Consider the following 23253-nt stretch of genomic DNA (forward strand, 5'->3'; position numbering starts at 1 on the left):
CTTCTCCGATGACTCCTGCTCCCGATCCCGGTCCGAAATATCCGGGGACTCGCCCGCCACCCGTACCTCCCTGCTCATCGTTCCAGAACTGGCCGCTGGCCCTACCAGTTTGCCGGGTCCTGTGCACCTCGGTACGCCATGCCGGTCGTGGCAAGAACCTGCCGCCCACCCCTGGGGACGACAACGACATATCTACGGGTTCCCTCTTAAATCAACCACGCGCCCTCGACAGAACATGTGAGAGGCGTCACCCTGTCTTTCATCCACGCGGGGAGGCATGGATGGGCAGGAGTCGTAGAACCATTCCGGAAGAGCTGCTGCTGCTCGCTCTGGACCCGGCCACGGGCACCACGGCGCAGCCACAGTCGCTCGACCTCGGCCTTGCCGGGGCCCAGCTCGTCGAGCTGGCACTGGCAGGACGGATAGCCCCTGATGGGGACCGAATAGCCGTGGTGCTGCCACGGCCGACCGGAGATCCCACGTTGGACTCCGCTCTGGAGCTGCTGCGCAGGCGTGGCAGTCCGGTGCGGGCGGTCAACTGGATCGGCGGACCCAGACTCGGGCTCCGCCAGACGTATCTCTCGCATCTGGAACGCTGCGGCATGGTGCACGCGGTGGAGAGCCAGATGTGCGGAGTGCTGCCGACGACCCGGTACCAAGCGACGGAAACCACGGTCAGCAGGCAGATCCGGGCTCGGCTGGACACCGCGATCCGTACCGGCACTCCACCGGACGCACGGACCGCGGCCCTGGCGGCACTGGCCCACGCGGTGGGCCTGGGCAAGCATCTGTATCCCGGCAACGAGGGGCGGTCCTCCCGTTCCCGGCTGCGGGATCTGATCAGGCACGACCCGATGGGCGGTCTGGTCGCACACGCCGTGATGGACGTGCAGAACGGTGTGGCGGGCCAGGCAGCCGCGGCGCGACGCCCGCAGCAGCAACAGCAACAGCAGAGCGGGACGCGCAAGACGGGGCGTATGCCGGTGTCCACGGCTATGGCTGTGGTCGGACAGTCTCAGCAAGTCGCCGAAACGTCACGGCGGAGAGGAGTGACGAGAGCCACGGTTCGTACCTCGCTGTCGCACTAGACGCACGGCGCGGACACAACGGCACTTTTGACCAACCGGGAGCCGCATTCAGGCAAGGGGTGTGGTGTCGGTCGAGACAGGCCGCCGCCGCACCCCATGCTTGTGATTGGCCACTCCGTGACGCTATTTCCCAGCGGACGCCCCGTGCCGGATGGCACTCTGCTCACAGCAGCAGCGGTCTTTCCAGATCGACGGAGGTGCACAGGTCCGTGGCGGGAAACGTCAATCCCACTGTCCGGCGGCGCAGGCTCGGCCAGGAGCTCAGGCGGCTCCGTGAGGAGCGCGGTATGACCGCGGAGGAGGTCGCGGACAGACTGCTGGTCTCGCAGTCGAAGATCAGCAGGCTGGAGAACGGCCGCCGCAGCATCAGCCCGCGCGACGTCCGGGACCTGTGCGGGGTCTACGAGGTCGAGGACGCGAAGCTGGTCGAGTCCTTGATGCAGATGGCCAGGGAGTCCCGCCAACAGGGCTGGTGGCACGCCTTCGCCGAGCTGTCGCCCAGTTACAGCGTCTACATCGGGCTGGAGACGGACGCCTCCTCGTTACGTGTGTACGAACCACAGGTGGTGCCGGGACTGCTCCAGACCCAGGCGTACGCCGTGGCCGTCATATCCGGCGCGCTGCCCGAGGTCGGCCAGGACGAGGTCGACAGCCGGGTCCAGGTGCGGCTGCGGCGCCAGCAGCGGATCTGGGACGAGAAGAACCCGCTGCGGCTGTGGGCCGTGGTGGACGAGGCGGCCCTGCGCCGCTCGGTGGGTGGGCCACGCGCGATGGTGGAGCAGTTGCACCGGCTCGTGGAGTGCTCGCGGCTGCCGCACGTCACGCTCCAGGTGATGCCGTTCTCGGCGGGAGCGCACCCCGGCGTGAACGGGCAGTACGCGATCCTGGAGTTCCCTGAGGCGACCGACTCCACGGTGATCTACCTGGAGGGCGGGACGAGCGATCTCTATCTGGAGAAACCGCACGACGTCCAGCACTACAGCGTCATGTACGAGCACCTGCGGGCCCAGGCGCTCAGCCCCGAGGCGACGCGCCGCTTCATGGTCAAGCTGTCGGAGGAATACCGGGATTCGATGCCCTGACCCGCGCCCCGACCCGTGCCCTGACCAGCTCAAAGGGCGGGGAATATACACCGCGGTGACAACCGCGGGAAGGGAAGTACCAAACGGTCCATCCGGTCGAGTGAAGCGGGACATCATATGGCGATCCGGACTAGTACGGTCACGGCAATCACACCCGACCGACAAGATCCGGAGCGGACATGGCCGTTGAGCGAGACAGCACGCACACATGGACGAAGTCGTCGTATTCAGGGGGGAACGGGGCCTGTGTGGAGGTGATGTCGCCGCTGCGGGACGTTCTGGCCGTACGCGACTCCAAGACCCCCACCGGGCCGCTCCTCGGGTTCCCGGTCGGTTCCTGGGCGGCCTTCCTCGGCACGGTGGACCGGGAGGACTTCACCGGCGTCTGACGCCCGGGATGTGGCCCGCGCCGAGCGCCGTTTGAGACACCACGCGATGCCTCGGGCGGCGCCGCGGTGCGACCGGGCCCGCGCGGGTGGCGGCGGCGACGGAGCGCTGGCCGGGGAGGTGCGGGTGGAGTCGCTCGCCGGGGAGGCGGACCTGTGGGGCGGACCTGTGGGGCGACCCGGTGGACGACGAGCCCTATGTGCTGCCGGCGCGGGCCGGCGGCCTGCCCGCGTAGTCGACCGCGCTGGCCACGATGGCCGCCAGACGCGCGTGGTGGGCGCCCCGCCAGTAGACGCGCTCGCAGGTCACGCACTGGGCGAACACGTCGTAGGTGCGGCGGGTGCCGCCTTCGAGACGGGTGACGACCGACTCCTTGTCGGCGTGGCGCAGCCGTCCGTTGCAGGCGATGCACCGGGTCCACGGCGCCAGCTCCGGGGCGAACCGGTCCAGGACGTCCCGCAGCTGCTCCTCCGGCCGGTCGCCGCGGACGAACGCCCCGGCCCGGATCTCGCGGCGGCGGAGCAGACCCCGGTCGCGCGAGAGGAGCACCCGCCGCTCGGCCGCCGAGCGGGCGGCCAGGGCGGCGTCGCCCGGGTCCTCGCTGTCGTAGGCGGCGTCCACGCCGAGGAGGCGCAGCCGCCGGGCCAGCGTGCCCAGGTGCACGTCGAGGAGGAAACGCGGCGGGCCGCCCGGGACCCGCTGGGGGCGCGCGACCGCGCGCACCTCCACGTCGTCGCCGGCGCGCGGCGGGTGCGAGGCGGGCACCTCGCGGCCGTTCACCAGCAGTCGGCCGACCTCGGTGCGCGGGACTCCGAGCGACTCGACCACGTGCTGAAGGCTGGAGGTGCCGTCCACGGTGAGGCGCGTGCGGCCCCGGCGGCGCTCCCGGGCCGCGAAGAACCGCAACTCGGGCGCGAAGTCGATGGTGATCTCGGGCCGGTGCTCCATGCCTTCCATGCTCCTCCCCCGCCCGATCGCGCGCCCGCCCGGCAGCGCCTAGGCTGGCGGACTGGGAGGTGTCGCAATGTCCGAATCGTTCGAATCAGACGAGCAGCGCTCCACCGATCGCCCGACGCCCGACCGCCTGCTGCACAGCGGCGGTGACCGGCCGATCGACCCCGAGGACCTGGTGCGGCTCAGCGGCCGGGAGCCGACGCCCGAGCGGGTCGAGGAGGCCCGCCGTGTGCTGGAGGAAGAGGGCCCGGCCGCCGTGGAGCGCTATTTGCCGTAAGCGGCCGGAATGATCCGGCGGGCGTTCTGGTTGGTGCTCCAGGCAGCAAGTGGTGGCTGGAGCACGGACAGGAAGGCGGCCCCGGGTGAGCGACGAGACCCACGGCGTCGATGGGAACGACGCGACCGACGGGATCAGGGGAGTGCGGCGGGGCTCGGCGCCGGTGCCGCTGTCCGTGCTGGACCTGGCGACCGTGGGCAGCGGCCTGACGGCCGCCGACGCGCTCCGCACCACGACCGCGATCGCGCGACTGGCCGAGCGGCGCGGCTTTCACCGCTTCTGGGTCGCCGAGCACCACTCGATGCCCGGCGTCGCCAGCTCGGCCCCGGCCGTGATCCTGGGCCACCTCGCGGGGCGGACCGAGCGGATCCGGCTCGGCTCCGGCGGCGTGATGCTGCCCAACCACCCGCCGCTGGTGGTGGCCGAGCAGTTCGGCACGCTCCAGGCGCTCGCGCCCGGCCGCGTCGATCTCGGCCTCGGCCGCGCCCCCGGCACGGACGGCGCCACGGCGGCGGCCCTGCGGCGCGGGCGGACGGACGGCGCCGACGAGTTCCCCCAGCAGCTGGCCGAGCTGGTCCGGTTCCTCGATGACGACTTCCCGGCCGGCCACCCGTACGCGGCCATCCACGCCGTGCCGGGGCCGGTGCAGGGCAGCGCGCCCGGCGGCGTCCAGTCATCCGCCCGGCCGCCGGTCTGGCTGCTCGGCTCCTCCGGCTTCAGCGCGGAGCTGGCGGGCCGCCTCGGCCTGCCGTTCGCCTTCGCCAACCACTTCTCCGCCGCCAACACCGTCCCGGCCCTGGAGCTGTACCGGCACACCTTCCGCCCGTCCGCCGTGCTGGACGCCCCCTACACGCTGATCGGCGTCTCGGCGCTGGCCGCCGACGACGAGCGGGAGGCCCACCGCCAGGTTCTCACCGGCGCCCTGTCGATGATCCGCCTGCGCTCCGGCCGCCCCGGCCTGGTCCCGACGCCGGAGGAGGCCGAGGCGTACAGCTTCGGCCCGCTGGAGACGGACTTCGTGGACAGCTGGCTGTCGAACGTCGTCTACGGCACGCCCGGCACGGTCCGCGACGGCCTGGACGCCCTGGCCAAGCGCACCGGCGCCGACGAGCTGATGATCACGACGAACGCCCACACCCCGGCGGCGCGGCTGCGCAGCTACGAGCTGATCGCGGACGCCTACGCGCTCCCGGCGGACTCGGGCAGCGTGTAGGCGACGCTGAAGACGTGCTGCCCGCTCTCCTCGCGGGTCAGGACGAACGCGCCCCGTGTCCCGGCCGGCTCGCCGCTCCCGGAGCCCGGGACGATGGCGCCTAGGGTGATGCGCGGGACGCCGTCGTCGACCACCCCGGCGCGGTGGACGGCGAAGCCGCCGGTGCGGCCGTCGAGGGTGCCGGTCAGGTGGTCCGAGGCGACAGAGCCCGCGTTCTCGTCGTCGGACTGGCACATCAGCAGGACCGCCGTGCTCTTCCCGGCCTCGCCCAGCGCTGCCAGGAGAGCGACGGATCGTGGTGGTACGCGGTACGCACCTCGGTCTGGAGGCTCAGCCGGTACGGACGGCAACCGGCTGGCCGCCGAGCCGTCGACCGTGGTGAAGCCCCCGGCGAACGAGCGGGTGATCTCGGCGCGCAGCAGCCGGGGGCCGTCGGACGGCCCGTCGGACGGCCCGGAGCCGGGCATGGGCGTCTGGTCCCAGGAGGCGATCTCGAAGGTGCCGTCGGCGTGGGTGCTCTCGCTCAGGCTCGCTCAGGTGGGCACCCCAGCGAGCGGCACCGACCGTCACAGGTCGTAGACCACGGTCACCGGCGCGTGGTCGGACCAGCGCTCCGGGTGGCTCGGGGCCCGCTCGACCTCGGCCTTCAGGGCGCGGTCCGCGAGGCCGGGCGTCGCCACGTGGTAGTCGATGCGCCAGCCCGTGTCGTTGTCGAACGCGCGGCCCCGGTAGGACCACCACGTGTAGGGGCCGTACTCGTCGGCGGGATACAGGGAGCGGACCACGTCCCGGTAGCCGCCGTCCGCCGGGTCGAAGGCCCGGGTCAGCCAGGCGCGCTCCTCCGGGAGGAAGCCGGAGCTGCCGCGGTTGGCCCGCCAGTTCTTCAGGTCGGCCTCGCGGTGGGCGATGTTCCAGTCGCCGCAGACCAGCACCTCCCGGCCGCCCGCGGCGGCCCGGCGGCGCAGGTCCGTCAGGTAGGGGAGGAAGGCGGCCATGAAACGCTCCTTCTCGGCCTGCCGCTCGGTGCCCACCTCACCGGACGGGAGGTAGAGGCTGGCCACGGTCACCCCGGGCAGATCCGCCTCCAGGTACCGGCCCGCGCCGTCGAACTCGGCCGTGCCGAACCCGACCCGGACCGCCTCCGGCGCCCGCCGGGTGAGCAACGCCACGCCCGCCCGCCCCCGCGCGGCGGCCGGCGCGTAGACCGCGTGCCAGCCGCCCGGGGCGCGCACCTCGTCCGGGAGTTGGTCCTCCTCGGCCCGCACCTCCTGCAGGCACACGACATCGGCCTGCGCGCCGGCCAGCCAGCCCAGGTAGCCCTTCTTGGCGGCGGCCCGCAGGCCATTGACGTTCACGCTTGTCACGGTCAGCACGGCATGACCGTACCCCAGGGGCAAAAATGGGTTGCCCCTCTTTCCTAGGATGAACGCCATGAATCTCGGCACGACCCTCGTGATCGCGCGCTTCGACCATCCGGACGCGGTCAAGCTCAACGACATCGTCCAGGCCGAGTACGTGGAGCGCTATGGCGACGGCGACGCCACCCCCCTCGACCCGGCGATGTTCGATCCGCCGCACGGCCTGTACCTGATGGCCTACGACGCGGCCGGCCGCCCGGTGGCCACCGGCGGCTGGCGGGCCCGGAGCGCGGCGGGTGAGGGCTACGCGGACGGCGATGCCGAGGTCAAGCGGATGTTCGTGGTCCGCGAGGCGCGGGGTCAGGGACTGGCCCGCCGCGTCCTGGCCCGGCTGGAGGAGACGGCCCGCGCGGCGGGCCGCGTCCGCATGGTGCTGGAGACCGGCTTGATGCAGCCCGAGGCGATCGCCCTCTACGAGAGCAGCGGCTACCTCCCGGTCCCGGACGGCGGGAAGTTCGGCCACTACCGCCACGCCGCGAACAGCCGCTGCTTCACCAAGCTCCTCTGAGCCGAGCGAGCTGAGCCGAGCCGAACTGAGCCGAGCCGAGCTGAGTTCGGCTGAGCAGAGGCGGCTCAGGCCGGGGGCGGCTCGGCGGTCTCCGCCAGCAGGGCGCGGATGAACTGGAGGGACTCCTCGGGGGACAGAGCCATGTCGCGGAGCAGGTCGAAGGAGAGCTTCAGCTTCTCGACGTCCGTCGCGTTCTCGTACAGGTCGCCGTTCCTGCTGCTTTCGATGTAGGCGATCGACGTGCCGTTCGGCATCCACAGGATCGTGAGCGAGCCGCCCAGCAGGTCGTGCAGACCCGCCGACAGGGGGAGGACCTGGATCGTGGTCCGGGGCTGGGCCGCCTGGTCGGCCAGGTGGGTCAGCTGGCGGTGCCAGGCCGCCGGGTCGGTGGTGGGTCTGCGCAGGACCGCCTCGTCCAGGATCGCGCGGTAGTAGGGCGGATCGTCCTGGCGCAGGATGTCCTGGCGGCTGATGCGGACGGAGACCTTCTCCTCCAGCTCGTGCTCGTCCTCGGGGCGACCGGCGGCCAGCAGCTCGCGGGCGTACTCCTCGGTCTGGAGCAGGCCGGGCACGGTGCTGGGGGTGTACTCGTAGCGGACGTTGGCCTGGCCCTCCAACTGCATGAAGCGTTTGTACTTGTCCGCGAAGGCGTCCTGGCGGGCCAGGGTCCACAGCAGTTGGAGCAGGGTGCCCGTGCCGTACACCTCGTCCAGCGCCTTGACCGTCGGCAGGTCGCCCAGCCGCGCGCCCGTCTCCAGCTTGTGCAGATAGCTCCGGTCGAAGCGCACCTTCTCGGCGAGTTGGGCCAGCGACCAGCCGGCCTCCTCCCGCAGCCGCGCCAGCTCGCGCATCAGCATCTTCCTGGCGTTCGGCCTGCGGTCGGGGTCGGACTTGCGTACGGCCATCGACAACTCCTTTGTGGGCGCTGCGGTACGGGACACGGGCGGACACTGGTCAACGTCCGGACGCCATGCGGATGCTGGTAACCGCCCCTTATGGAGAGCCTAGAGAGGTCACGCCGGATGACGGCCAGCAGCCAGGAGCCGCACAGTGAGGAGATCGAGGTCGGCGCGCTGGCGCGTGACACCGATCTCGACCGCGTCGGCGTCGTCATGGGCCGGGCAGGCGCCCATTACCAGCTCAGGCCGATCAGGGGCGGCACGGCGTGGAACGTGCGACCCGAGGCCGTCCAGCCGCTGAACGCCAGCGACTTGCTGCGCGAGAAGGTCCGCCAGGTGAACCGCCGCAGCGCGGGCGGGCTGGCGTAGCCGGCGGCGTGCTGGTGTGCCCGGGCGATCGTTGAGTCCGCGGCGACGTCCCAGGTGATCCGTCCGGCCGGGTCCGCCGGGTTCGCGGGGCGGTGACGATCCGCGCCCCTGCCCCGGCCGGCCGCCACCGCCGGAACAGCGCATACACCGCCCGCCAGGAGCCGTAGCGGTCCGGAACGTCCCGCCAGGGCGCACCGACCCGCACCCGCCACCTGATCCCGTCGATGAGCCGCCGTTTCGTCCGCGCCGACGGCCGACCCGACCCCGTGGGTCCCGGCAACAGCGGTTCCAGCCGCGCCCACTGCTCATCCGTCAGGTCGGGCCGTTCTCGTCACCGCTGGGGTGGCCACGAGGTCTCCGGTGTTCAGGTTCTTCTTGATCGATGAACCCTCTACCGGAGACCTCACTCACCTCACGATCACGACGCCCCCGCCACACCGGACTTAGAGGCAGACCCTGGGCACCTGGTGCCGAGGCGTGACCGATGAGCATCAGAGTGGGTCGAGGCGGGCCTTGAGCAGGCAGAACTCATTGCCTTCGGGGTCAGCCAGGACGTGCCACTGCTCCTCCCCTGTCTGGCCGATGTCGGCCGGGCGAGCACCGAGCTTCAGAAGGCGTTCGAGCTCGGCGTCCTGATCGCGGTCGGTGGCGTTGACGTCGATGTGCAGCCGGGATTTCCCCTTCTCCGGCTCATCCCTGCGGCTGAGGATGATCGTCGGCTGCGGACCGCCGAACCCTTCGCGCGGCCCGATCTCCACCGTGCCGTCGTCCTCGCGATCGAGCACGACGAAGTCCAGGACCTCGCACCAGAACCGCGCCAGCGCCTCAGGGTCGCGGCAACCGAGCACAAGCTCACTGATACGACATGCCATGACGAAACCCGCTCTCAGCCTGGGAACCGCCGAAGAAGCCCCACGCGAACGTCGTGGGCTCCCAGCAGTGAAAACAATCCCGCGACCGTACCGGACGAGGCGAGCTTGGCGAAATGATTTCGGGGCCGCCCCTGTCCGGGCAGCCGGGCAAGGCCGTTGGCCATGCGGGAGGGAAGCTGACGCGGAGACACGACCTGGGGACAGTGGCGCCGGAGCGCTACGCGCAGGTGTCGAGCAGCGCGGTCAACTCCTCGTGTTCGGCCTCGGTGATCGTGAGCTCGTAGGTGTGCTTCACGGAGGTCCAGGCGAGCGCGTAGGTGCAGTGGAACGCCTCGGCCGGGGGCAGCCACTCGTCCGGGGACTGGTCGCCCTTGTCGCTGTTGACGCGGTCGTTGACCGCGATGAGCTGCGGGTGGGTGAGGTCGTTGGCGAACGTCTCGCGCTCGTCGTCGGTCCAGCTGTCGGCCCCGGAGCGCCAGGCGTTGGCCAGCGGGACCATGTGGTCGATGTCGATGTCGGCCGGGTCCGAGTACTCCTGCTCCTCGTACGGACTGAACCATGTCCCGGACACGGGCTGGCAGTCGTCGTCCACCTCCACGTTCTCGCCGTCGCGCCGCAACACGAGCTGGCGAACGGTGCAGCCGTCCTGGTCGGCCCAGTGCGGGAAGTGGTCCCGTGAGTACCCGGTCATCGGCCGTGGTTCGGCGACGGTGAGGGCGGCGAGCTGGTCACGGGCCTCGTCGGGGGTCGGCAGCCCGGGAAGGGTGGACTCGGCGCCGTCCGGCGGGACTTCGGCGTCACCGCCCTGCTCGCCGCCGCTCTCCGTTGCCGGGGGATCGGACACCGTGGACTCGGTGTCACACCCCCCCAGTATCAGCACCGTCGTCGCCGTGACCGCCGCCGTCGTCACTGTCATCCCCCGGGCAGGCATACCGCGCATAAGCCCCGCCCCTCCTAACGCACCGTAGTACCAGCAGGTGAAACCGTAACCTTTTGGATGCCCGCCGGATTAGCAGAACGAACACTCACCAGAGAAAGGATGCGACAGGATGAAGCGCGCACGGTGGCCCTTCGCGGCGGCAGTGACGGTAGGGATCTCGGCGCTCGCGGGCGGCGTGGCCCAGGCGGACGAGCACTACTCGGGGAACACCACCATCGGGCCGCGGTTCGGGCTGATCCAGACCGGACAGATCGACGACCCGCTGGAGGACGTGCTGGAGCACGCCTCCATCCTCGGCGGCGACACCGTTCAGTACGACTGAGCCGTCACCACCACCTTCCCCATCCGCGCCCCCGGCTCCAGGTGGCGGTGCGCGGCGGCGATCTCGTCGAGCGCGACGACGCGGTCGACGACGGGGGGTGAACACCCCGGCGCGCGGCCCGGCGTTGATGAAGCGTTCGGCGCGGCGCGGCCGGGGCAGGACGCGGGCGAGGCTGAAGACCTCGTCGACGCGGATGGTGAGCGAGAGCGGGTAGGTGGTGGACATCGGCAGCGGCGCGGCTCGCGGGTCGAGAAAGCCGTAGGCAGATCAACGGGCCGCCGGGCACGACCGCGTGGGCCAGTCCGGCGAGGCCGGGGCCGGGGCCGGGGCCGCCGATCGGGGTCGATGACCAGGTCGGCGGCCCGCCCGCCGGGCCGTCCGGTGGCGGCGGCGAGACCGTCCGCGACGGGGGTGGTGGAGATGTCGATGACCTGGGCGGCGCCCAGGTCCCGGAGCCGCCGCCGCGTCGCGGGGTCGCGCCATCAACTCCCCCAGCGGCGCGTCGGAGTCCGCCGCGTCCTCCCAGGGCCGCGATGACGGCGAAGGCGACGGAGAGGTAGATCAGCCCGACGACGACCACCGCCGCGGCGGTGGCCCGGAGCTGGGCGTGGACCGGCTGCTGCTGTACCCACTGCCGTTCGAGAACGCGGACGCGGTCGCCGCGTTCCTGGAACGGCACGACGGCCAGTTCGCCCGGCGGCACCTCCCTCACCCGGACGCCACGTCCGGTGGCGGGGGCACGCGAGGGCGCGAACCCTGGGCGTACGAGGGAGGTGCGTACGCCGTGGGTATCGCTAGCGGTCTCGACACGGACCGGCTCGGTGTGGTGCCGCTGGACGGCGAGCGGGCCCGTGACCCGACGCTGGCCGGCGGCAAGGCCGCCAATCTGGCTCGGGTCCGCGCGGCCGGACTCCCGGTGCTGCCCGGCTTCGTGATCATCCGCGCGCCGGGCGGCGACGGCGGCGAGGCCGCGCTGCGGCGGGCGTGGCGGGAGCTGGCGGCGGACGGCCGGCCGCTGGCCGTCCGGTCCTCCTCGGCCGTCGAGGACGCGGCCGACTCCTCAATGGCGGGCCGCTTCGCCTCGGTGCTGGACGTGCGCGGCTGGGCGGACTTCACCGCCGCCGTGCGGACCGTCCTGGACTCGGCGGCGGACGAGGACATGTCCGTGCTGGTCCAGCCGATGGCGCGCGCGGTGGTGGGCGGCGTCATGTTCGGCGCCGACCCGGTGTCGGGGCGGCGCGACCGGATGCTGGTCAGCGCGGTGCGCGGCGGACCCGACCGGCTGGTCGACGGATCGGCGCAGGGCGTCCGTTACCGGCTCACCCGGCTCGGCCGCCTGGTGTCCGTCGAGCCGCCGGAGCCGCACCGGCACCGCCGCCGCGTGCTCGGGCGCCGCCGGCTGGCGCGGCTGGTGCAGCTCGCGCGGCGGACCGAGCGGGCGCTCGGCGCGCCGCAGGACATGGAGTTCGGCTTCGACGGCGAGGACCGGCTGTGGCTGTTCCAGGCCCGGCCCATCACCGCGATGGCCGTCCGGGCGCCGCGCGGCGCGCGGCTGCTGGGGCCGGGCCCGGTGACCGAGACGTTCCCCGACGTCCTCCAGCCGCTGGAGGAGGACCTGTGGGTGAAGCCGATGGCGCACGGGCTGACCCTGGCACTGGACATCGCCGGCGGCGCGCCGCGCCGCACGCTGCGCGCGTTCTCCCCGGTGACGACGGTCGACGGGCGGGCCGCCGCCGATCTGCGGATGCTGGGCGCGATCCCGTCAGCCCATCCGGTGCTCGACTTCATCAACCCCGTCCCCGGCGCCCGCCGCGCCTCGGCCGCGTGGCGGGTCGGGCGGCTGCGCACGGCGCTGCCGATGCTCGCGCTCGATCTGATGGCCGACGTGGACCGGGAGCTGGCCGGGCTGCCGGTGCCGGGGGCGATGCTGAGCGGACAGCTGCTGACGGCGCTGGCCTGGGGGCGTTCGGTGCTGTCCGCGCTGCACGCCCAGGAGTCGCTGGCCGGGGCGCTGCTCGGCCCCGGCCCGGGGGCCTCGGCCGCCGGGGAGGCGCTCGCCCTGCTGGCCGAGGTCCGAGCGCTCGCGGGCGACGGCGGGCCCGGCGACGCGGAGCTGATCGCCCGGCATCCCGTGCTGCTCGCGCTGCTGCCGCCCTCGCTGACCGGGACGCCCCGGCTGCCGGAGCGCACCGGTTGGACCGGCGCGCCGCGCGGGGTCGGGGCGCTGCCGACGCGGGAGGGCCTGCGGCTGCGCGTCCGGTGGGTGCAGGAGATGCAGGCGCGGCTGGTGCGGGAGTTCGCGGCGCGGCTGACGGTGGCCGGGCGGCCGGACGCGCTCGCCCGGCTGTCCGTGCTGCGCTGGGAGGAGCTGACGGCGGCGCTGGACGACGGCGGACTGCCGCCCGATCCGCCGCCGGGCCGGGAGCCGCGCCCGCCCGCGCCGGAGCTGCCCGCCGTCTTCCGGCTCGGGGCGGACGGCCGGCCGGTGCCCGAGCGGCTCGGGCGCGGCGCGCCGGACGGCGGGGGGCAGGCGGCGGGCGGCGGCCTCGGCACCGGGACGGCGTGGCACGGCACGGGCGAACGCCCGCCCGGCGCGGTGCTGGTGGTGCGATCCCTCGATCCGGCGCTCGCGCCCGAACTCCCCGGCCTGGCGGGCCTGGTGGCCGAGACCGGCAACGTGCTGTCGCATCTGGCGGTGCTGGCCCGCGAATACCGGGTGCCGACCGTGGTGGGCGTGGCGGGCGCGCTGGAACGTTTCCCGGCCGGCGCCGAGGTCTCGGTCGACGGCACCACGGGCGCGGTGACCTGACGCCATGCGGCCCGCGACCTACCTCGGCTATCTCCTCGGCGGGCTGTCGGCCGGGGGCGCGGCGCTGTACATGGTCGTCTACCTCTACCGGTGGGAGTGGCAGCGGGCACTGATGTGCGGGGTGCTGCTGCTGGTGCTGGAAATGCTGCTGATCGCGTCGGTGCTGCTGGGCCGGATGGGACAGCTGAACCGACGGATGACCGACGCCGACGCGCGGACCGAGGCGGTACTGCGGCGGCTGGAGCAGTCCCGGGAGCCGGACCCGGCCGGGCACCGTTTCCGCTGGCTGGAGGGGAACGGCCCGGCGGGGGGCGGCCCGGCCGGGGGCGGCGGGCGGACGTTCGTCTTCGTGCCGGTGCTGATGGCGGCGGGCGCGGCGCTGGCCGGGGTGGCGCTGCTGGTGCAGAAGCTCGCCGGCGTGACGGCCAGGCCCGGCGCGGAACGGCGGCTGGCGGGCCGACTGGCGAGCCTGGCCGCCCCGCCGGACGGGGTGCGCGGGAACGGGCCCTCGACGCTCGGCGAGCGCCCGCCGGTGCCGCCCGCCAGACCCCGGCGGGTCGTGGTGGTGGCCGCGCTGCTGGCGGGCACGACGGTGGGCGCGGCGCTGCTGGTGGACGTGCTGTCGGACGCCACACAGACGCGCCGCTCCGACACGCCGGACGCGGCGGCCAGCACGGTGGTGTTCCGGGTCGAGCTACGGGATAGGGACAGCGGCTCCGGCGCCGCCCGGGACCAGGCGGCCCGCGCGCTGTGGGAGGGCTGCCGCCGCTCCACGTCCGTGCTGCGCGAGCACGCGCCGCTGGCGGACCTGGACTCCGGCGTCTTCGTGGGCGTGCTGCGGCCCGCGCTCAGCGAGCACGACCTCCATCGGCTGCGCGGCTGTCTGAGCGACGCCCGGGCGGACCGGGTGCGGGCCGAGGTGCTGGGCGACGGCCAGGCGGGCTGAGCGGGCCGCGGGGACAGGCGGGCCGGAGGACGGGTGGACCGCGGAGGGCCGGAGGGCCGGAGGTCGATCATGTGATGACCAGTTGGATTGGACACATCACTCGATGTCGTGCTGAGGTGCCGGGTTAACGTGTCTATTCGTCCCCGATGTCCCCGGTGGTGATCTTGTGCCCGTTCTGTCCGCTCCACCCGCCCCGACCCCGGTGCTGGCCCCCGCTCCTCCCGAGCGCCCGCGGCTGACCCCCCGGCTCGTGGCCCGCCGGGCGGGCAAGGCCGTGGCCATCTGCGCCATCGGCTACGTCGCCCTGTGGCTCCTCGCCGTGCTCGGCACGCTCGGCGTGTCGTTCCTGGCCAAGCAGCAGTACTCGTCCGGCGAGCGCGTCGCCGGGATCAACCACTTCCTCCAGGTGGACGACAGGCTGTGGCGCGGCTCGGCCCCGGGCCCCGACGGATACGAGGAGCTGGCCGACCGCGGCGTCGCCACCGTGATCGACCTGCGGGCGGAGGACCTGTCCGAGCGGCAGCTCGCGCTGCCGGGGGAGGCGGGTCTCGATGTGGTCCGGATGCCGATCCGGGACGGGCAGACGCCGACTTCGGAGGAGGTCGCTCTGTTCACGGCGACGGTCGAGTCCTCGCCGGGGCCGGTCTTCGTGCACTGCGGCGCGGGTGTCGGCCGCACCGGCTCGATCACCGCCGCGTACCTGGTCCGGACGGACCAGGCGGACTCGGGCGAGGCGGCGCTACGGACGCTGGCCGTGGGCCCGCCGTCGCTGGAGCAGGTGTATTACGTCCTGACGGCGGACCCGGAGGAAGCGAACCAGCCGCCGTCGGCCGTGCGGGCCGTCAGCCGCCTGATGGACGCCCCGCGCCGGATCAACGCCTCGCTGTCGCTCTTCTGACCCCGACCCGGGGACGGCGCGCGCGGCGGCGTGGGGTCACTCCACGACGAGGGTGACCAGCACGTTCCCCCGGATCGCCATGGCATACGAGCACGCCCGGCGGGCCCACTCGACGAACCGGCGACCAGGCTCGTGCGCCAGGAGCACGCCGCCAACGACGAGCGCTCCCTCACCGTCCACCTCACGCACGCGGGCGCCGCGCCGCGCGCGGGGCCGAGACCGTCCCGCTCCGCATCGCGGAGGCCACCGGGCTGACACTGGCGGGGGTCACCGATCCGCGCGACCGGCTCACCCGGCTGCCCGGACCCTGGACGCGGCGGCGCGCTGACGTCACCGCACCGGCTCTCCAGCGCGCCCGCGCGGGCGACGAACCCTGAGGCATGCCCGCGCACTTTCACGCCTACCACTGGCAGGGCGAACGCCGCCTGTTCGACCAGGAGGCCGACCGCAGGCCCGGGGCGCCGCCCTCCCCCGGCTTCCTCACCAACCCGTGCACGCCGCTCCGGATCTGCCACTGGCTGCTCCGCCCCGCCTCCGCGGTCACCCGGACCTGCGCCGACGCGGCGGAGGCGGCGGACTGGTTCCGCCGCGAGACGGAGCGGGCCTCCCCCGCGTTCGCCGTCGACCACGACCGGGAGACGGCGGCCCGCAGGATCAGCTCCGCCGCCGACACCCTGGCCCGGGGCCGGGACGTCCACGCCGCCTGGTACCTGCGCGGCACCGGCTTCCTGACCCTGGACACGATCGGCTGCTCCCCCAATCACACCGACCCCGCGCTCCCCTGCCCACTGCGCCGCCCCAGCCCCCTTCACCCCTGACCGGGGCGGCGGACGCGAGCCCCGGCGGAGCTCCCGGCGGGGCTCCGGCCGGGTCCGTGCCGAGGAGGTCGCGGATCGCGGGGACGGCCAGGAGGGAGCCGCTGGTCGCGACGGAGACCACGGCGCCGGTCAGCAGGATCTCGTGGGCGCCGAACGCCGCCGAGGCGGGCCCGGCCAGTCCCTGGCCGATCGGCATCATCGAGACGGAGCCGGCCATCTCGTAGGCGTGGATGCGGTTGAGGACCGGGCCCGGGACCCCGGTCTGGACGCTCGTGGCCCACATCACGCTCCAGAACGCCAGCGCCGCGCCCGCGACCACACAGCCCGCCATGATCATTCCCACCGGGAGCCCGCCGCCGATCGCGGCCGGATGGAGGCAGAAGCCGAACAGGGCCACCGCCCCCGCGCGCAGCGGGCGGCGGGGGCGCAAGCGCATCGCCAGCAGGCCGCCGGTGGCCATGCCGACGCCGAGCGCCGAGCTGACGGCGCCGTACGCCCGCTCGCCGTGCGCGGTGATGATCTCGGTCGCGGCCAGCGGGACCGCCGGGCCCCAGACCGCCAGCACGAACACCATCCAGATCGCGATCCCGCCCCACAGCCAGGGACGGCCCCGCACCTCCCGCCACCCCTCGGCCAGCTCCGCCCGGAACGTGCCCGGTGCGGCACCGGCACCGGCACCGGCATCACCATCGGCGCCGCCGCCATCGCCATCGGCGCCGCTGCCATCGCCATCGGCGCCGCCGCCATCGCCATCGGCACCGTGCGCGGGCGGCAGCCGCAGCAGGAGCAGGCACACCGCGCTCACCAGATACGTCGCGGCGTGCGCGGCGAAGACCGTCCAGACGGCGGCCAGCCCGACCAGGACGCCCGCCACGGCCGGGGCCAGGATCGCCATGCAGGACTCGGCCGTCCGGATGGCGCCGTTGGCGCCCCGCACGTCGCGCGCCACGCGCGGCACGGTGCTCACCACGCCCGGCTGGAACATGCCCGCGCACGCCCCGTTGACCGCGCTGACCGCGCACACCTGCCAGAGCACCACATGGCCGGTGAGGAACAGCGCGGCGGCCACCGACTCCAGGCCCACCCGGGCGAGGTCGGCGCCGATCATCAGCGTCCTGGCGTCGAACCGGTCCGCGATGACCCCACCGAGAAGCACGGACCCGGCGAAGCAGGCCGTGAACGACGCCAGCGACGCGCCGACGGCCGCCACTCCGCCACCGTGCCGGATCAGGCCCGCCGCCAGCGCGACGGGGAGCATCATGTCGCCGAACTTGGCGACTGTCCTGGCCGTGAAGAAGAGCCCGAAGTCCCGCGACCACAGCCCCGGCGGGGCGACCCGCACGCCCCTGGCGGCGGCGTCACGGGACCGCTGCGGCAGGGCCGACGACGTCACCCCTCCACTATCACCCGGTCCGGTGACGCCCGCCCGCCAGGACCGCGCGAGCCCCTGCCGCCCCTGCCGCCCCTGTCACCTCCGCCGCCCCTGGTGCCCCTACTGCCCTTCCAGCTCCTGAAGCCACAGGTGAACGACCCGCGCGGTGGTCTCGGCGTGCTCGTTCATCATCGTCTGGTGGTTGCCCGTCGCGTCCAATGTCTCGTGCTCTATTTCCCACGCGGTCGTCCAGCGCCGGCCCGCGCCGGCCGCCTCCTCGGCGGACGCCTGCTGCGGCATCCGTTCGGTGGCCCGGACGAGCGCGACCGGCACGTCGACGGCCACGGGCTGCCAGCCCTCGAACAGCTCCAGATACGCGCCCTGCGCCGTCACCTGGGCCTCGGTCATCAGCGCGAACGCCTGGTCGTTGACCGCGATACCGCGCAGCTGGCCCTGGATCTGCTCCTCGGGGATCTCGTCCTTCGGGAACCAGGTGTCCAGCAGCACGACCCCCTCCGGCGCCAGGCCGCGCGCCTCCAGCCGGGCCGCGATGGCGTGCGCCAGCCAGCCGCCCGACGAGTACCCCGCGAGCGCCACGGGCTGACCGGCGAACTCCCTGGCCACGGCGTCGGCGTGCATGTCCACCACCATGTCGCCGGTGGCGGGCAGCAGCTCGCCGTCGCCGAAGCCGGGGTGCGGCAGCGCGTAGACGTCCCGCAGGCCGTGCAGGTGGAGGGCGAGCCGGGCGAAGTTGTGCGGGCCGGAGGGGGCGACCATCGACGGCAGGCAGACGAGGGTGGGCGCCGCCGGTCCCGATGCCAGCTTCACCGGCTCGGCGGGCTTGCCGAACTCGGCGGGGCTGTGGAAAACGGGCCGGAGCTTGGCGGCGGCCTGGAGCACGCCGATGCCCTCCGTGAACTTGCCGATCGCGCACGCCTGCCGGTACAGGTCCCGGACCCCGATCGGCCCGGGGGCCGCCTCGGTGGCGGCCGGGCGCCGGGCGGCGATCAGCGTGCCGAGGTGGCGGGCCAGCTCAGCGGCGGTCGGGTGCTCGAAGACGACGGGCGTCGCCAGCGTCAGGCCGGTGGCGGTGACGAGGCGGCGGCGCAGCTCCACCGAGGCGAGGGAGTCGAAGCCCAGCTCCAGGAAACGGCGCTCGGGGTCCACGTCGTCCGGCGAGGCGTGGCCGAGGACGGCGGCGGCCTCGGACCGGACCAGGTCGAGCAGGGCGCGGGCGCGCTCGGTCTGCGGCAGGGCCGCGTAGTCCACGGCGCCCGAGCCGGCGGCCCGGTCCGCGTCCCCGGCCCCTCCGGCCCCGGCCCCGGCCGTGTCCGGCCCGGCCGCCGGGCGGCGCAGCGCGTCGAAGAAACGGCCCGGGCGGGCGGAGGTGAGCAGCGGCAGGAAACGGTCCCAGTCGACGTCCGCCACCGTGACGGCCGTCTCGTCGGCGGCCACGGCCCCGGTCAGGGCGGCGACGGCCGCGCCGGGGGCCAGCGGGATCAGGCCGCGCCGGTCCAGGTGCGCGCGCAACCCGGGCTCGGCGCCCATCCCGGCCTCGGCCCAGGGACCGAAGGCGACGGCGGTGGCGGCCAGGCCGCGCGCGCGCCGGTGCGAGGCGAGGGCGTCGAGGAAGGCGTTGCCCGCGCTGTAGGCGGTCTGGCCGCCGCTGCCCCAGGTCGCGGAGATGGAGGAGAGCAGGACGAACGCCTCCAGCTCGGTGCCGCCGAGGTTGTCCAGCAGCGCGTCCAGATGCGCGGCGCCGACCACCTTGCCCGCCACCACGTCCGCGAACTCACCCAGCTCCAGATCGCCCAGCGGCGCGATCCGGCCGCTGACACCCGCCGCGTGCACGACGGCGGTCAACGGCTCCTCGCCGTCCGTGAGCGCGACCAGCAGCCCGGTGAGCTGTCCGGGGTCCGCGATGTCGCAGGCTTCGACCGTGGCCTCGGTGCCGAGCGCGGCCAGCTCCTCGACCAGCTCCTCGGCGCCGGGCGCGGCCATGCCCCGGCGGCTGGTCAGGACGAGCCGCCGCGCGCCGTCGCGGGCGAGGCGGCGGGCGGCGTGCGCGCCGAGGGCGCCGGTGCCGCCGGTGATCAGGACGGTGCCGCGCGGGCGCCAGGGACCGGCGGGCGCGGCGGCGGGCCCGGCCTCCACCAGGCGCGGCGCGAGCAGCCCGCCGGCGCGGGCGGCGAGCTGGTCCTCGCCGCCGGGCGCGGTGAGGGCGACGCCGAACCAAGCGAGCGTCTGGTCGTCCAGGTCGGCGGGGATGTCCACCAGGCCGCCCCAGCCGCCCGGGCGTTCCAGGGCGAGGGCGCGGCCCAGGCCCCACACCATCGCCTGGGCCGGGTCGGTGACCGGGTCGGCGGCGCCGGTGGTGACCGCGCCGCGCGTGGCGCACCACAGGGGCGCGGCCACGTCGAGGTCCCCGAGGGCCTGGGCGAGGGCGCAGGTGAGGGCGAGGCCGTCGCTGAGTGCCGGGTGGTCGCGGTGCGGGGTGGTGTCGAGGGCCAGGAGCGACAGGACGCCGCCGATGGCGCGGCCCTCGGGGATGCCGCACTTCTCCAGCAGCTCGCCGAGGCGGGCGCGGTCGGCGCGCGCGTCGTCGCCGGTCAGCGGCAGGTGGACGACCTCGCCACCGAGGCGCTCCATGATCCAGGAGACGCGGGAGACCAGCTCGTCGTCGGCTCCGGCGGGCGGCGTCAGCAGCGGCCAGACGCCGGACAGCACGGGCGTGGCGGTGGCGCCCGCGGCGAGCGCGGCGGCGGCGGCGTGGTCGGCGGGCAGCGGGCGCCACTCGGTCCGGTACCGCCACTGGTCCGGGTCGGCGGGGCGGCGCGCGGCGGGAACGGCGGGTACGGCGGCGGCCGGGACCGGCGCCGCCGGGGCCTGCGCGGCGGCGGCCTGCTCGATCCAGTACCGCTTGCGCTGGAAGGCGTAGGTGGGCAGCTCGACGTGGGTGGCGCCGCGTTCCTCGTAGACGGCGGGCCAGTCGACGGGGATGCCCCGGACGTTCAGCTCGGCCAGCGCGGTCAGCAGGGTGGTGGCCTCGGGGCGGCCGGCGCGGGAGGCGGCGGCGAGCACCAGGTCCCCGGCGTCGGCCGCGGCGGCGGCCTCCTCGGGCAGGCAGGCCGGGGCCAGCGCGGTCAGCACCGCGTCGGGGCCGATCTCCAGGCAGGCGGTGGCGCCCTCCTGGTGCAGACGGCGCATGCCGTCGAGGAAACGCACCGGCTCGCGCACGTGCCGCGCCCAGTACGCGGGCGAGGACAGCTCGGCGTCGGTGGCGGGCCGCCCGGTCAGGGTGGAGACGATCGGCAGCGCGGGCGGCCGGAGCGTGACGCGCTCGGCGACCTTGCGGAAGGCGTCGAGCATGTCGTCCATGTGCGGGGAGTGGAAGGCGTGGCTGACGGTGAGGCGCTTCGTCTTCCGGCCGCGTCCGGCCCATTCGGCGGCGATCCGTTCGACGGCGGCGGCGTCCCCGGCGATCACGGTGGCGGCCGGGCCGTTGAGGGCGGCGATCCCGACCTGGTCGGCGGGAGCGGCGAACGTGGCGAGTGATTCGAGGACCTCGGCCTCGGTGGCCTGGAGCGCGGTCATCGCTCCGCCGGGGCGGCAGGACTGCATCAGCCGGCCGCGCGCGGCGACCAGCTCGCAGGCGTCGTCCAGCGTGAGCACCCCGGCGACGTGGGCCGCGGTCAGCTCGCCGATGGAGTGCCCGATGAGGATGCCGGGGGTGACACCCCAGGACTCCACGAGCCGGAACAGCGCGGTCTCGAAGGCGAACAGCGCGCACTGCGTGTACGCGGTGCGGTCCAGCTCGGCCGCGGCCGGGGTGCCGGGGGGCGCGAACATCACGTCGCGCAGCGGGCGTTCGAGGTGCGGTGCGAAGCGGACGCAGATCTCGTCCAGCGTCTGCGCGAAGACCGGGTAGGCGGTGTGCAGTTCGCGGCCCATGCCCGGGCGCTGGCTGCCCTGGCCGGTGAACAGGAAGGCCGTTCTGCTCGGTTCGACTCCGGGCCGGACCGCGCCACGCACCGTTCCGGGGGCGGTCCGGCCCTCGGCCAGCGCGGCCAGGGCTCGGGTCAACTCGGCGCGCCCATCGGCCCGTTCACCGCCATGCCCGTCGGTCCGGCCGCTGACGACCGCGACGGCGCGGTGCTCGAAACGGGTGCGGCCGGCCAGCGAGAAGCCCGCGTCGAGCGCGGCGAGGTCCGGGTGCTCGGCCAGGTGGGCGCCGAGCCGGGCCGCCTGGGCGCGCAGCGCGGCCTCGGTGCGGGCGCTCAGCACGACGGGCAGCGGCGCGGGCTCGGTGCGCGGCTCCTCGGCCGGCGCCTCCTCCACGACCGCGTGGGCGTTGGTGCCGCTCACGCCGAACGCCGAGACCGCCGCGCGGCGCGGCCGGCCGTCGGGGCGCTCCCAGCGGGTGCTCTCGGTCAGCAGGACGACGTCCCCGGCCGACCAGTCCACGTGCGGGGACGCCTCGGTGACGTGCAGCGTCCTGGGCAGCAGGCCGTGCCGCATCGCCTGCACCATCTTGATGACCCCGGCGACGCCCGCGGCGGCCTGGGTGTGCCCGATGTTGGACTTGAGCGAGCCCAGGTAGAGCGGCCGGCCGGCGGGCCGGTCCTGGCCGTAGGTGGCGATCAGGGCCTGGGCCTCGATGGGATCGCCGAGCGCGGTGCCGGTGCCGTGGGCCTCGACCGCGTCCACGTCGGCGGGGCGCAGCCCGGCGTTGGCCAGGGCCTGGCGGATCAGCCGCTGCTGGGAGGGGCCGTTGGGCGCGGTCAGGCCATTGCTGGCGCCGTCCTGGTTGAGCGCGGTGCTCCGCAGCACACCGTAGACGCGGTGGCCGCGGCGGCGGGCGGTGGAGAGCCGCTCCAGCAGCACGACGCCCGCGCCCTCGGCCCAGCCGGTGCCGTCGGCGTCGGCGGAGAACGCCTTGCACCGCCCGTCCGGCGCCAGGCCGCGCTTGCGACTGAACTCCAGGAGCATGCCGGGCGTCGACATCAGGGTGACGCCACCGGCCACCGCGAGGTCGCACTCGCCGGAGCGGAGCGCCTGGCCGGCCAGGTGCATGGCCACCAGGGACGAGGAGCACTGGGTGTCGACGGTGAGGGCGGGTCCCTCGAAGCCGAACGTGTAGGCGATGCGGCCGGCGACGACGCCCAGCGCGTTGCCGGTCAGCAGCTGGCCCTGGGCCTCGTGCGGCGCCTCGTGCCAGGCGGGGCCGTAGTCCTGGAGGGAGACGCCCGCGAAGACGCCGGTGCGGCTGCCGCGCAGCGAGTGCGGGTCGATGCCGGCGCGCTCCAGCGCCTCCCAGGAGACCTCCAGCATCAGCCGCTGCTGCGGATCCAGGGCGGTGGCCTCGCGCGGGCCGATACCGAAGAAGCCGGGGTCGAACTCGTCGATGGCGGGCAGGAATCCACCGTGCCGTGTGTAGGCGGTGCCGGACCGCTCGGGGTCCGGGTCGTAGAGCGCGTCCAGATCCCAGCCGCGCCCCTCGGGCAGGCCGCCGATGGCGTCGCGGCCCTCGCGCACCAGCTCCCACAGCGCCTCGGGCGAGTCGACGCCGCCGGGCAGCCGACAGGCCATGCCGACGATCGCGATGGGGTCGCCGACGGCGTCCGTGCCGAGTCCCTGGGCCTCGGGGGCGACGACCTCGCCGTCGATGCCGAGCACCTCGGCGCGCAGATAGGCGGCGACGGCCTCGGGCGTGGGCTGGTCGAAGAACAGCGTGGCGGGCAGGCGGACTCCGGTGGCCGCGGACAGCTCGGCGCGCAGCCGGTCGGCGAGGTGCCGGTAGATGCCGAGGCGGCGCCAGGGGGCGCGCTTCTCGACGGACGCGCCGCCGCCCTGGCCGGTGACGGCGGCGACCTGACCGGTTATCAGATCGAGCAGGACTTCGTGCTGCGCGGGGACGGGAAGGGCGGTGAGCCTGCTCCGCCACACCTCGCACACGTCCTCGCACACATCACCGGGTCGCCGCTGCTCGAATTCCCCGGAGTCGTTTGTCATTGCACCCAATTCCCTGGCGTTTGCCGACGAAATGACGAAGAACTCAACTCGATCAGAGTTGGCCCTCTT

At 74.2% G+C, this 23253-nt stretch carries 22 protein-coding genes; 11 read left to right on the forward strand and 11 right to left on the reverse strand.

The window, feature by feature from the left end:
* Nucleotides 1-281: 281 nt before the first annotated feature.
* The 3 genes from OIE51_RS10705 to OIE51_RS10715 all read left to right on the forward strand — a co-directional run bounded on the left by OIE51_RS10705 (nucleotide 282) and on the right by OIE51_RS10715 (nucleotide 2559).
* Nucleotides 282-1088: a GOLPH3/VPS74 family protein gene (locus tag OIE51_RS10705; RefSeq protein ID WP_326597241.1), complete on the forward strand. Its 807-nt coding sequence runs from the start codon at nucleotides 282-284 to the stop codon at nucleotides 1086-1088.
* 209 nt (nucleotides 1089-1297) lie between these two features.
* Nucleotides 1298-2170, forward strand: coding sequence for a helix-turn-helix domain-containing protein (locus tag OIE51_RS10710; RefSeq protein ID WP_326597243.1), 873 nt, complete (start codon nucleotides 1298-1300; stop codon nucleotides 2168-2170).
* A gap of 179 nt (nucleotides 2171-2349) precedes the next feature.
* Nucleotides 2350-2559, forward strand: coding sequence for a DUF397 domain-containing protein (locus OIE51_RS10715; protein ID WP_326597245.1), 210 nt, complete (start codon nucleotides 2350-2352; stop codon nucleotides 2557-2559).
* 193 nt (nucleotides 2560-2752) lie between these two features.
* Here OIE51_RS10715 and OIE51_RS10720 read toward each other — a convergent pair whose 3' ends face one another.
* Entirely contained in the window at nucleotides 2753-3505 is a 753-nt protein-coding gene (locus OIE51_RS10720) for a Mut7-C RNAse domain-containing protein (RefSeq protein WP_442811899.1), read from the reverse strand.
* A 76-nt stretch (nucleotides 3506-3581) separates the two neighbouring features.
* On the opposite strand from OIE51_RS10720, the gene OIE51_RS10725 reads away from it, so the two are divergent.
* A complete protein-coding gene (locus OIE51_RS10725) occupies nucleotides 3582-3788 on the forward strand; it encodes a hypothetical protein (protein ID WP_326597249.1) in 207 nt (68 codons plus the stop codon).
* 85 nt (nucleotides 3789-3873) lie between these two features.
* Entirely contained in the window at nucleotides 3874-5001 is a 1128-nt protein-coding gene (locus tag OIE51_RS10730) for an LLM class flavin-dependent oxidoreductase (RefSeq protein WP_326597250.1), read from the forward strand.
* Here OIE51_RS10730 and OIE51_RS10735 read toward each other — a convergent pair.
* Together OIE51_RS10735 and OIE51_RS10740 are read right to left on the reverse strand one after the other, a co-directional pair.
* Nucleotides 4968-5468: a DUF3224 domain-containing protein gene (locus tag OIE51_RS10735; RefSeq protein WP_326597251.1), complete on the reverse strand. Its 501-nt coding sequence runs from the start codon at nucleotides 5466-5468 to the stop codon at nucleotides 4968-4970. The two genes, OIE51_RS10730 and OIE51_RS10735, sit on opposite strands and share 34 nt — an antisense overlap.
* Before the next feature lie 99 nt (nucleotides 5469-5567).
* Entirely contained in the window at nucleotides 5568-6374 is an 807-nt protein-coding gene (locus OIE51_RS10740; RefSeq protein ID WP_326597252.1) for an exodeoxyribonuclease III, read from the reverse strand.
* A 58-nt stretch (nucleotides 6375-6432) separates the two neighbouring features.
* On the opposite strand from OIE51_RS10740, the gene OIE51_RS10745 reads away from it, so the two are divergent.
* Nucleotides 6433-6927, forward strand: a complete 495-nt coding sequence (locus OIE51_RS10745) for a GNAT family N-acetyltransferase (RefSeq protein WP_326597253.1) — start codon at nucleotides 6433-6435, stop codon at nucleotides 6925-6927.
* Nucleotides 6928-6992: 65 nt separating this feature from the next.
* Here the strand turns inward: OIE51_RS10745 and OIE51_RS10750 are convergent, their stop codons facing one another.
* The gene (locus tag OIE51_RS10750) at nucleotides 6993-7832 is read right to left on the reverse strand and encodes a helix-turn-helix domain-containing protein (protein ID WP_326597255.1); all 840 of its coding nucleotides are present in this window, start codon (nucleotides 7830-7832) and stop codon (nucleotides 6993-6995) included.
* A gap of 117 nt (nucleotides 7833-7949) precedes the next feature.
* On the opposite strand from OIE51_RS10750, the gene OIE51_RS10755 reads away from it, so the two are divergent.
* Complete coding sequence (locus tag OIE51_RS10755) at nucleotides 7950-8195, forward strand: hypothetical protein (RefSeq protein ID WP_326597256.1); 246 nt, start codon at nucleotides 7950-7952, stop codon at nucleotides 8193-8195.
* Here OIE51_RS10755 and OIE51_RS10760 read toward each other — a convergent pair.
* The 3 genes from OIE51_RS10760 to OIE51_RS10770 form a co-directional block, all read right to left on the reverse strand.
* Nucleotides 8077-8475: a transposase gene (locus tag OIE51_RS10760; protein WP_326597258.1), complete on the reverse strand. Its 399-nt coding sequence runs from the start codon at nucleotides 8473-8475 to the stop codon at nucleotides 8077-8079. The genes OIE51_RS10755 and OIE51_RS10760 overlap by 119 nt on opposite strands.
* 211 nt (nucleotides 8476-8686) lie before the next feature.
* Nucleotides 8687-9067, reverse strand: a complete 381-nt coding sequence (locus tag OIE51_RS10765) for a VOC family protein (protein WP_326597260.1) — start codon at nucleotides 9065-9067, stop codon at nucleotides 8687-8689.
* Between the two features lie 217 nt (nucleotides 9068-9284).
* Entirely contained in the window at nucleotides 9285-9911 is a 627-nt protein-coding gene (locus OIE51_RS10770; protein WP_326597262.1) for an HNH endonuclease family protein, read from the reverse strand.
* Between the two features lie 205 nt (nucleotides 9912-10116).
* On the opposite strand from OIE51_RS10770, the gene OIE51_RS10775 reads away from it, so the two are divergent.
* A complete protein-coding gene (locus tag OIE51_RS10775; protein WP_326597263.1) occupies nucleotides 10117-10329 on the forward strand; it encodes a hypothetical protein in 213 nt (70 codons plus the stop codon).
* On the opposite strand, the gene OIE51_RS26920 is transcribed toward OIE51_RS10775, so the two are convergent.
* Entirely contained in the window at nucleotides 10317-10775 is a 459-nt protein-coding gene (locus OIE51_RS26920) for a zinc-binding dehydrogenase (protein WP_442812050.1), read from the reverse strand. The two genes, OIE51_RS10775 and OIE51_RS26920, sit on opposite strands and share 13 nt — an antisense overlap.
* 161 nt (nucleotides 10776-10936) lie before the next feature.
* On the opposite strand from OIE51_RS26920, the gene OIE51_RS10780 reads away from it, so the two are divergent.
* The 3 genes from OIE51_RS10780 to OIE51_RS10790 all read left to right on the forward strand — a co-directional run bounded on the left by OIE51_RS10780 (nucleotide 10937) and on the right by OIE51_RS10790 (nucleotide 14982).
* Nucleotides 10937-13138, forward strand: a complete 2202-nt coding sequence (locus OIE51_RS10780; RefSeq protein WP_326597264.1) for a PEP/pyruvate-binding domain-containing protein — start codon at nucleotides 10937-10939, stop codon at nucleotides 13136-13138.
* Nucleotides 13139-13142: 4 nt separating this feature from the next.
* Nucleotides 13143-14084: a hypothetical protein gene (locus tag OIE51_RS10785; RefSeq protein ID WP_326597266.1), complete on the forward strand. Its 942-nt coding sequence runs from the start codon at nucleotides 13143-13145 to the stop codon at nucleotides 14082-14084.
* 166 nt (nucleotides 14085-14250) lie between these two features.
* Nucleotides 14251-14982 carry a phosphatase domain-containing putative toxin gene (locus OIE51_RS10790; RefSeq protein ID WP_326597268.1) on the forward strand — a complete coding sequence of 244 codons (732 nt, stop codon included), beginning with the start codon at nucleotides 14251-14253 and terminating at the stop codon, nucleotides 14980-14982.
* 36 nt (nucleotides 14983-15018) lie between these two features.
* On the opposite strand, the gene OIE51_RS10795 is transcribed toward OIE51_RS10790, so the two are convergent.
* The 3 genes from OIE51_RS10795 to OIE51_RS10805 all read right to left on the reverse strand — a co-directional run bounded on the left by OIE51_RS10795 (nucleotide 15019) and on the right by OIE51_RS10805 (nucleotide 23184).
* On the reverse strand, nucleotides 15019-15171 hold the full coding sequence (locus OIE51_RS10795; protein ID WP_326597269.1) for a hypothetical protein: 153 nt from the start codon (nucleotides 15169-15171) through the stop codon (nucleotides 15019-15021).
* Between the two features lie 465 nt (nucleotides 15172-15636).
* Entirely contained in the window at nucleotides 15637-17193 is a 1557-nt protein-coding gene (locus OIE51_RS10800) for an MFS transporter (RefSeq protein ID WP_442811900.1), read from the reverse strand.
* A gap of 99 nt (nucleotides 17194-17292) precedes the next feature.
* Nucleotides 17293-23184 carry a type I polyketide synthase gene (locus tag OIE51_RS10805; protein WP_326597270.1) on the reverse strand — a complete coding sequence of 1964 codons (5892 nt, stop codon included), beginning with the start codon at nucleotides 23182-23184 and terminating at the stop codon, nucleotides 17293-17295.
* Nucleotides 23185-23253: the final 69 nt, after the last annotated feature.

It is taken from the genome of Streptomyces sp. NBC_01803, from assembly GCF_035917415.1.
Lineage (GTDB): Bacteria > Actinomycetota > Actinomycetes > Streptomycetales > Streptomycetaceae > Streptomyces.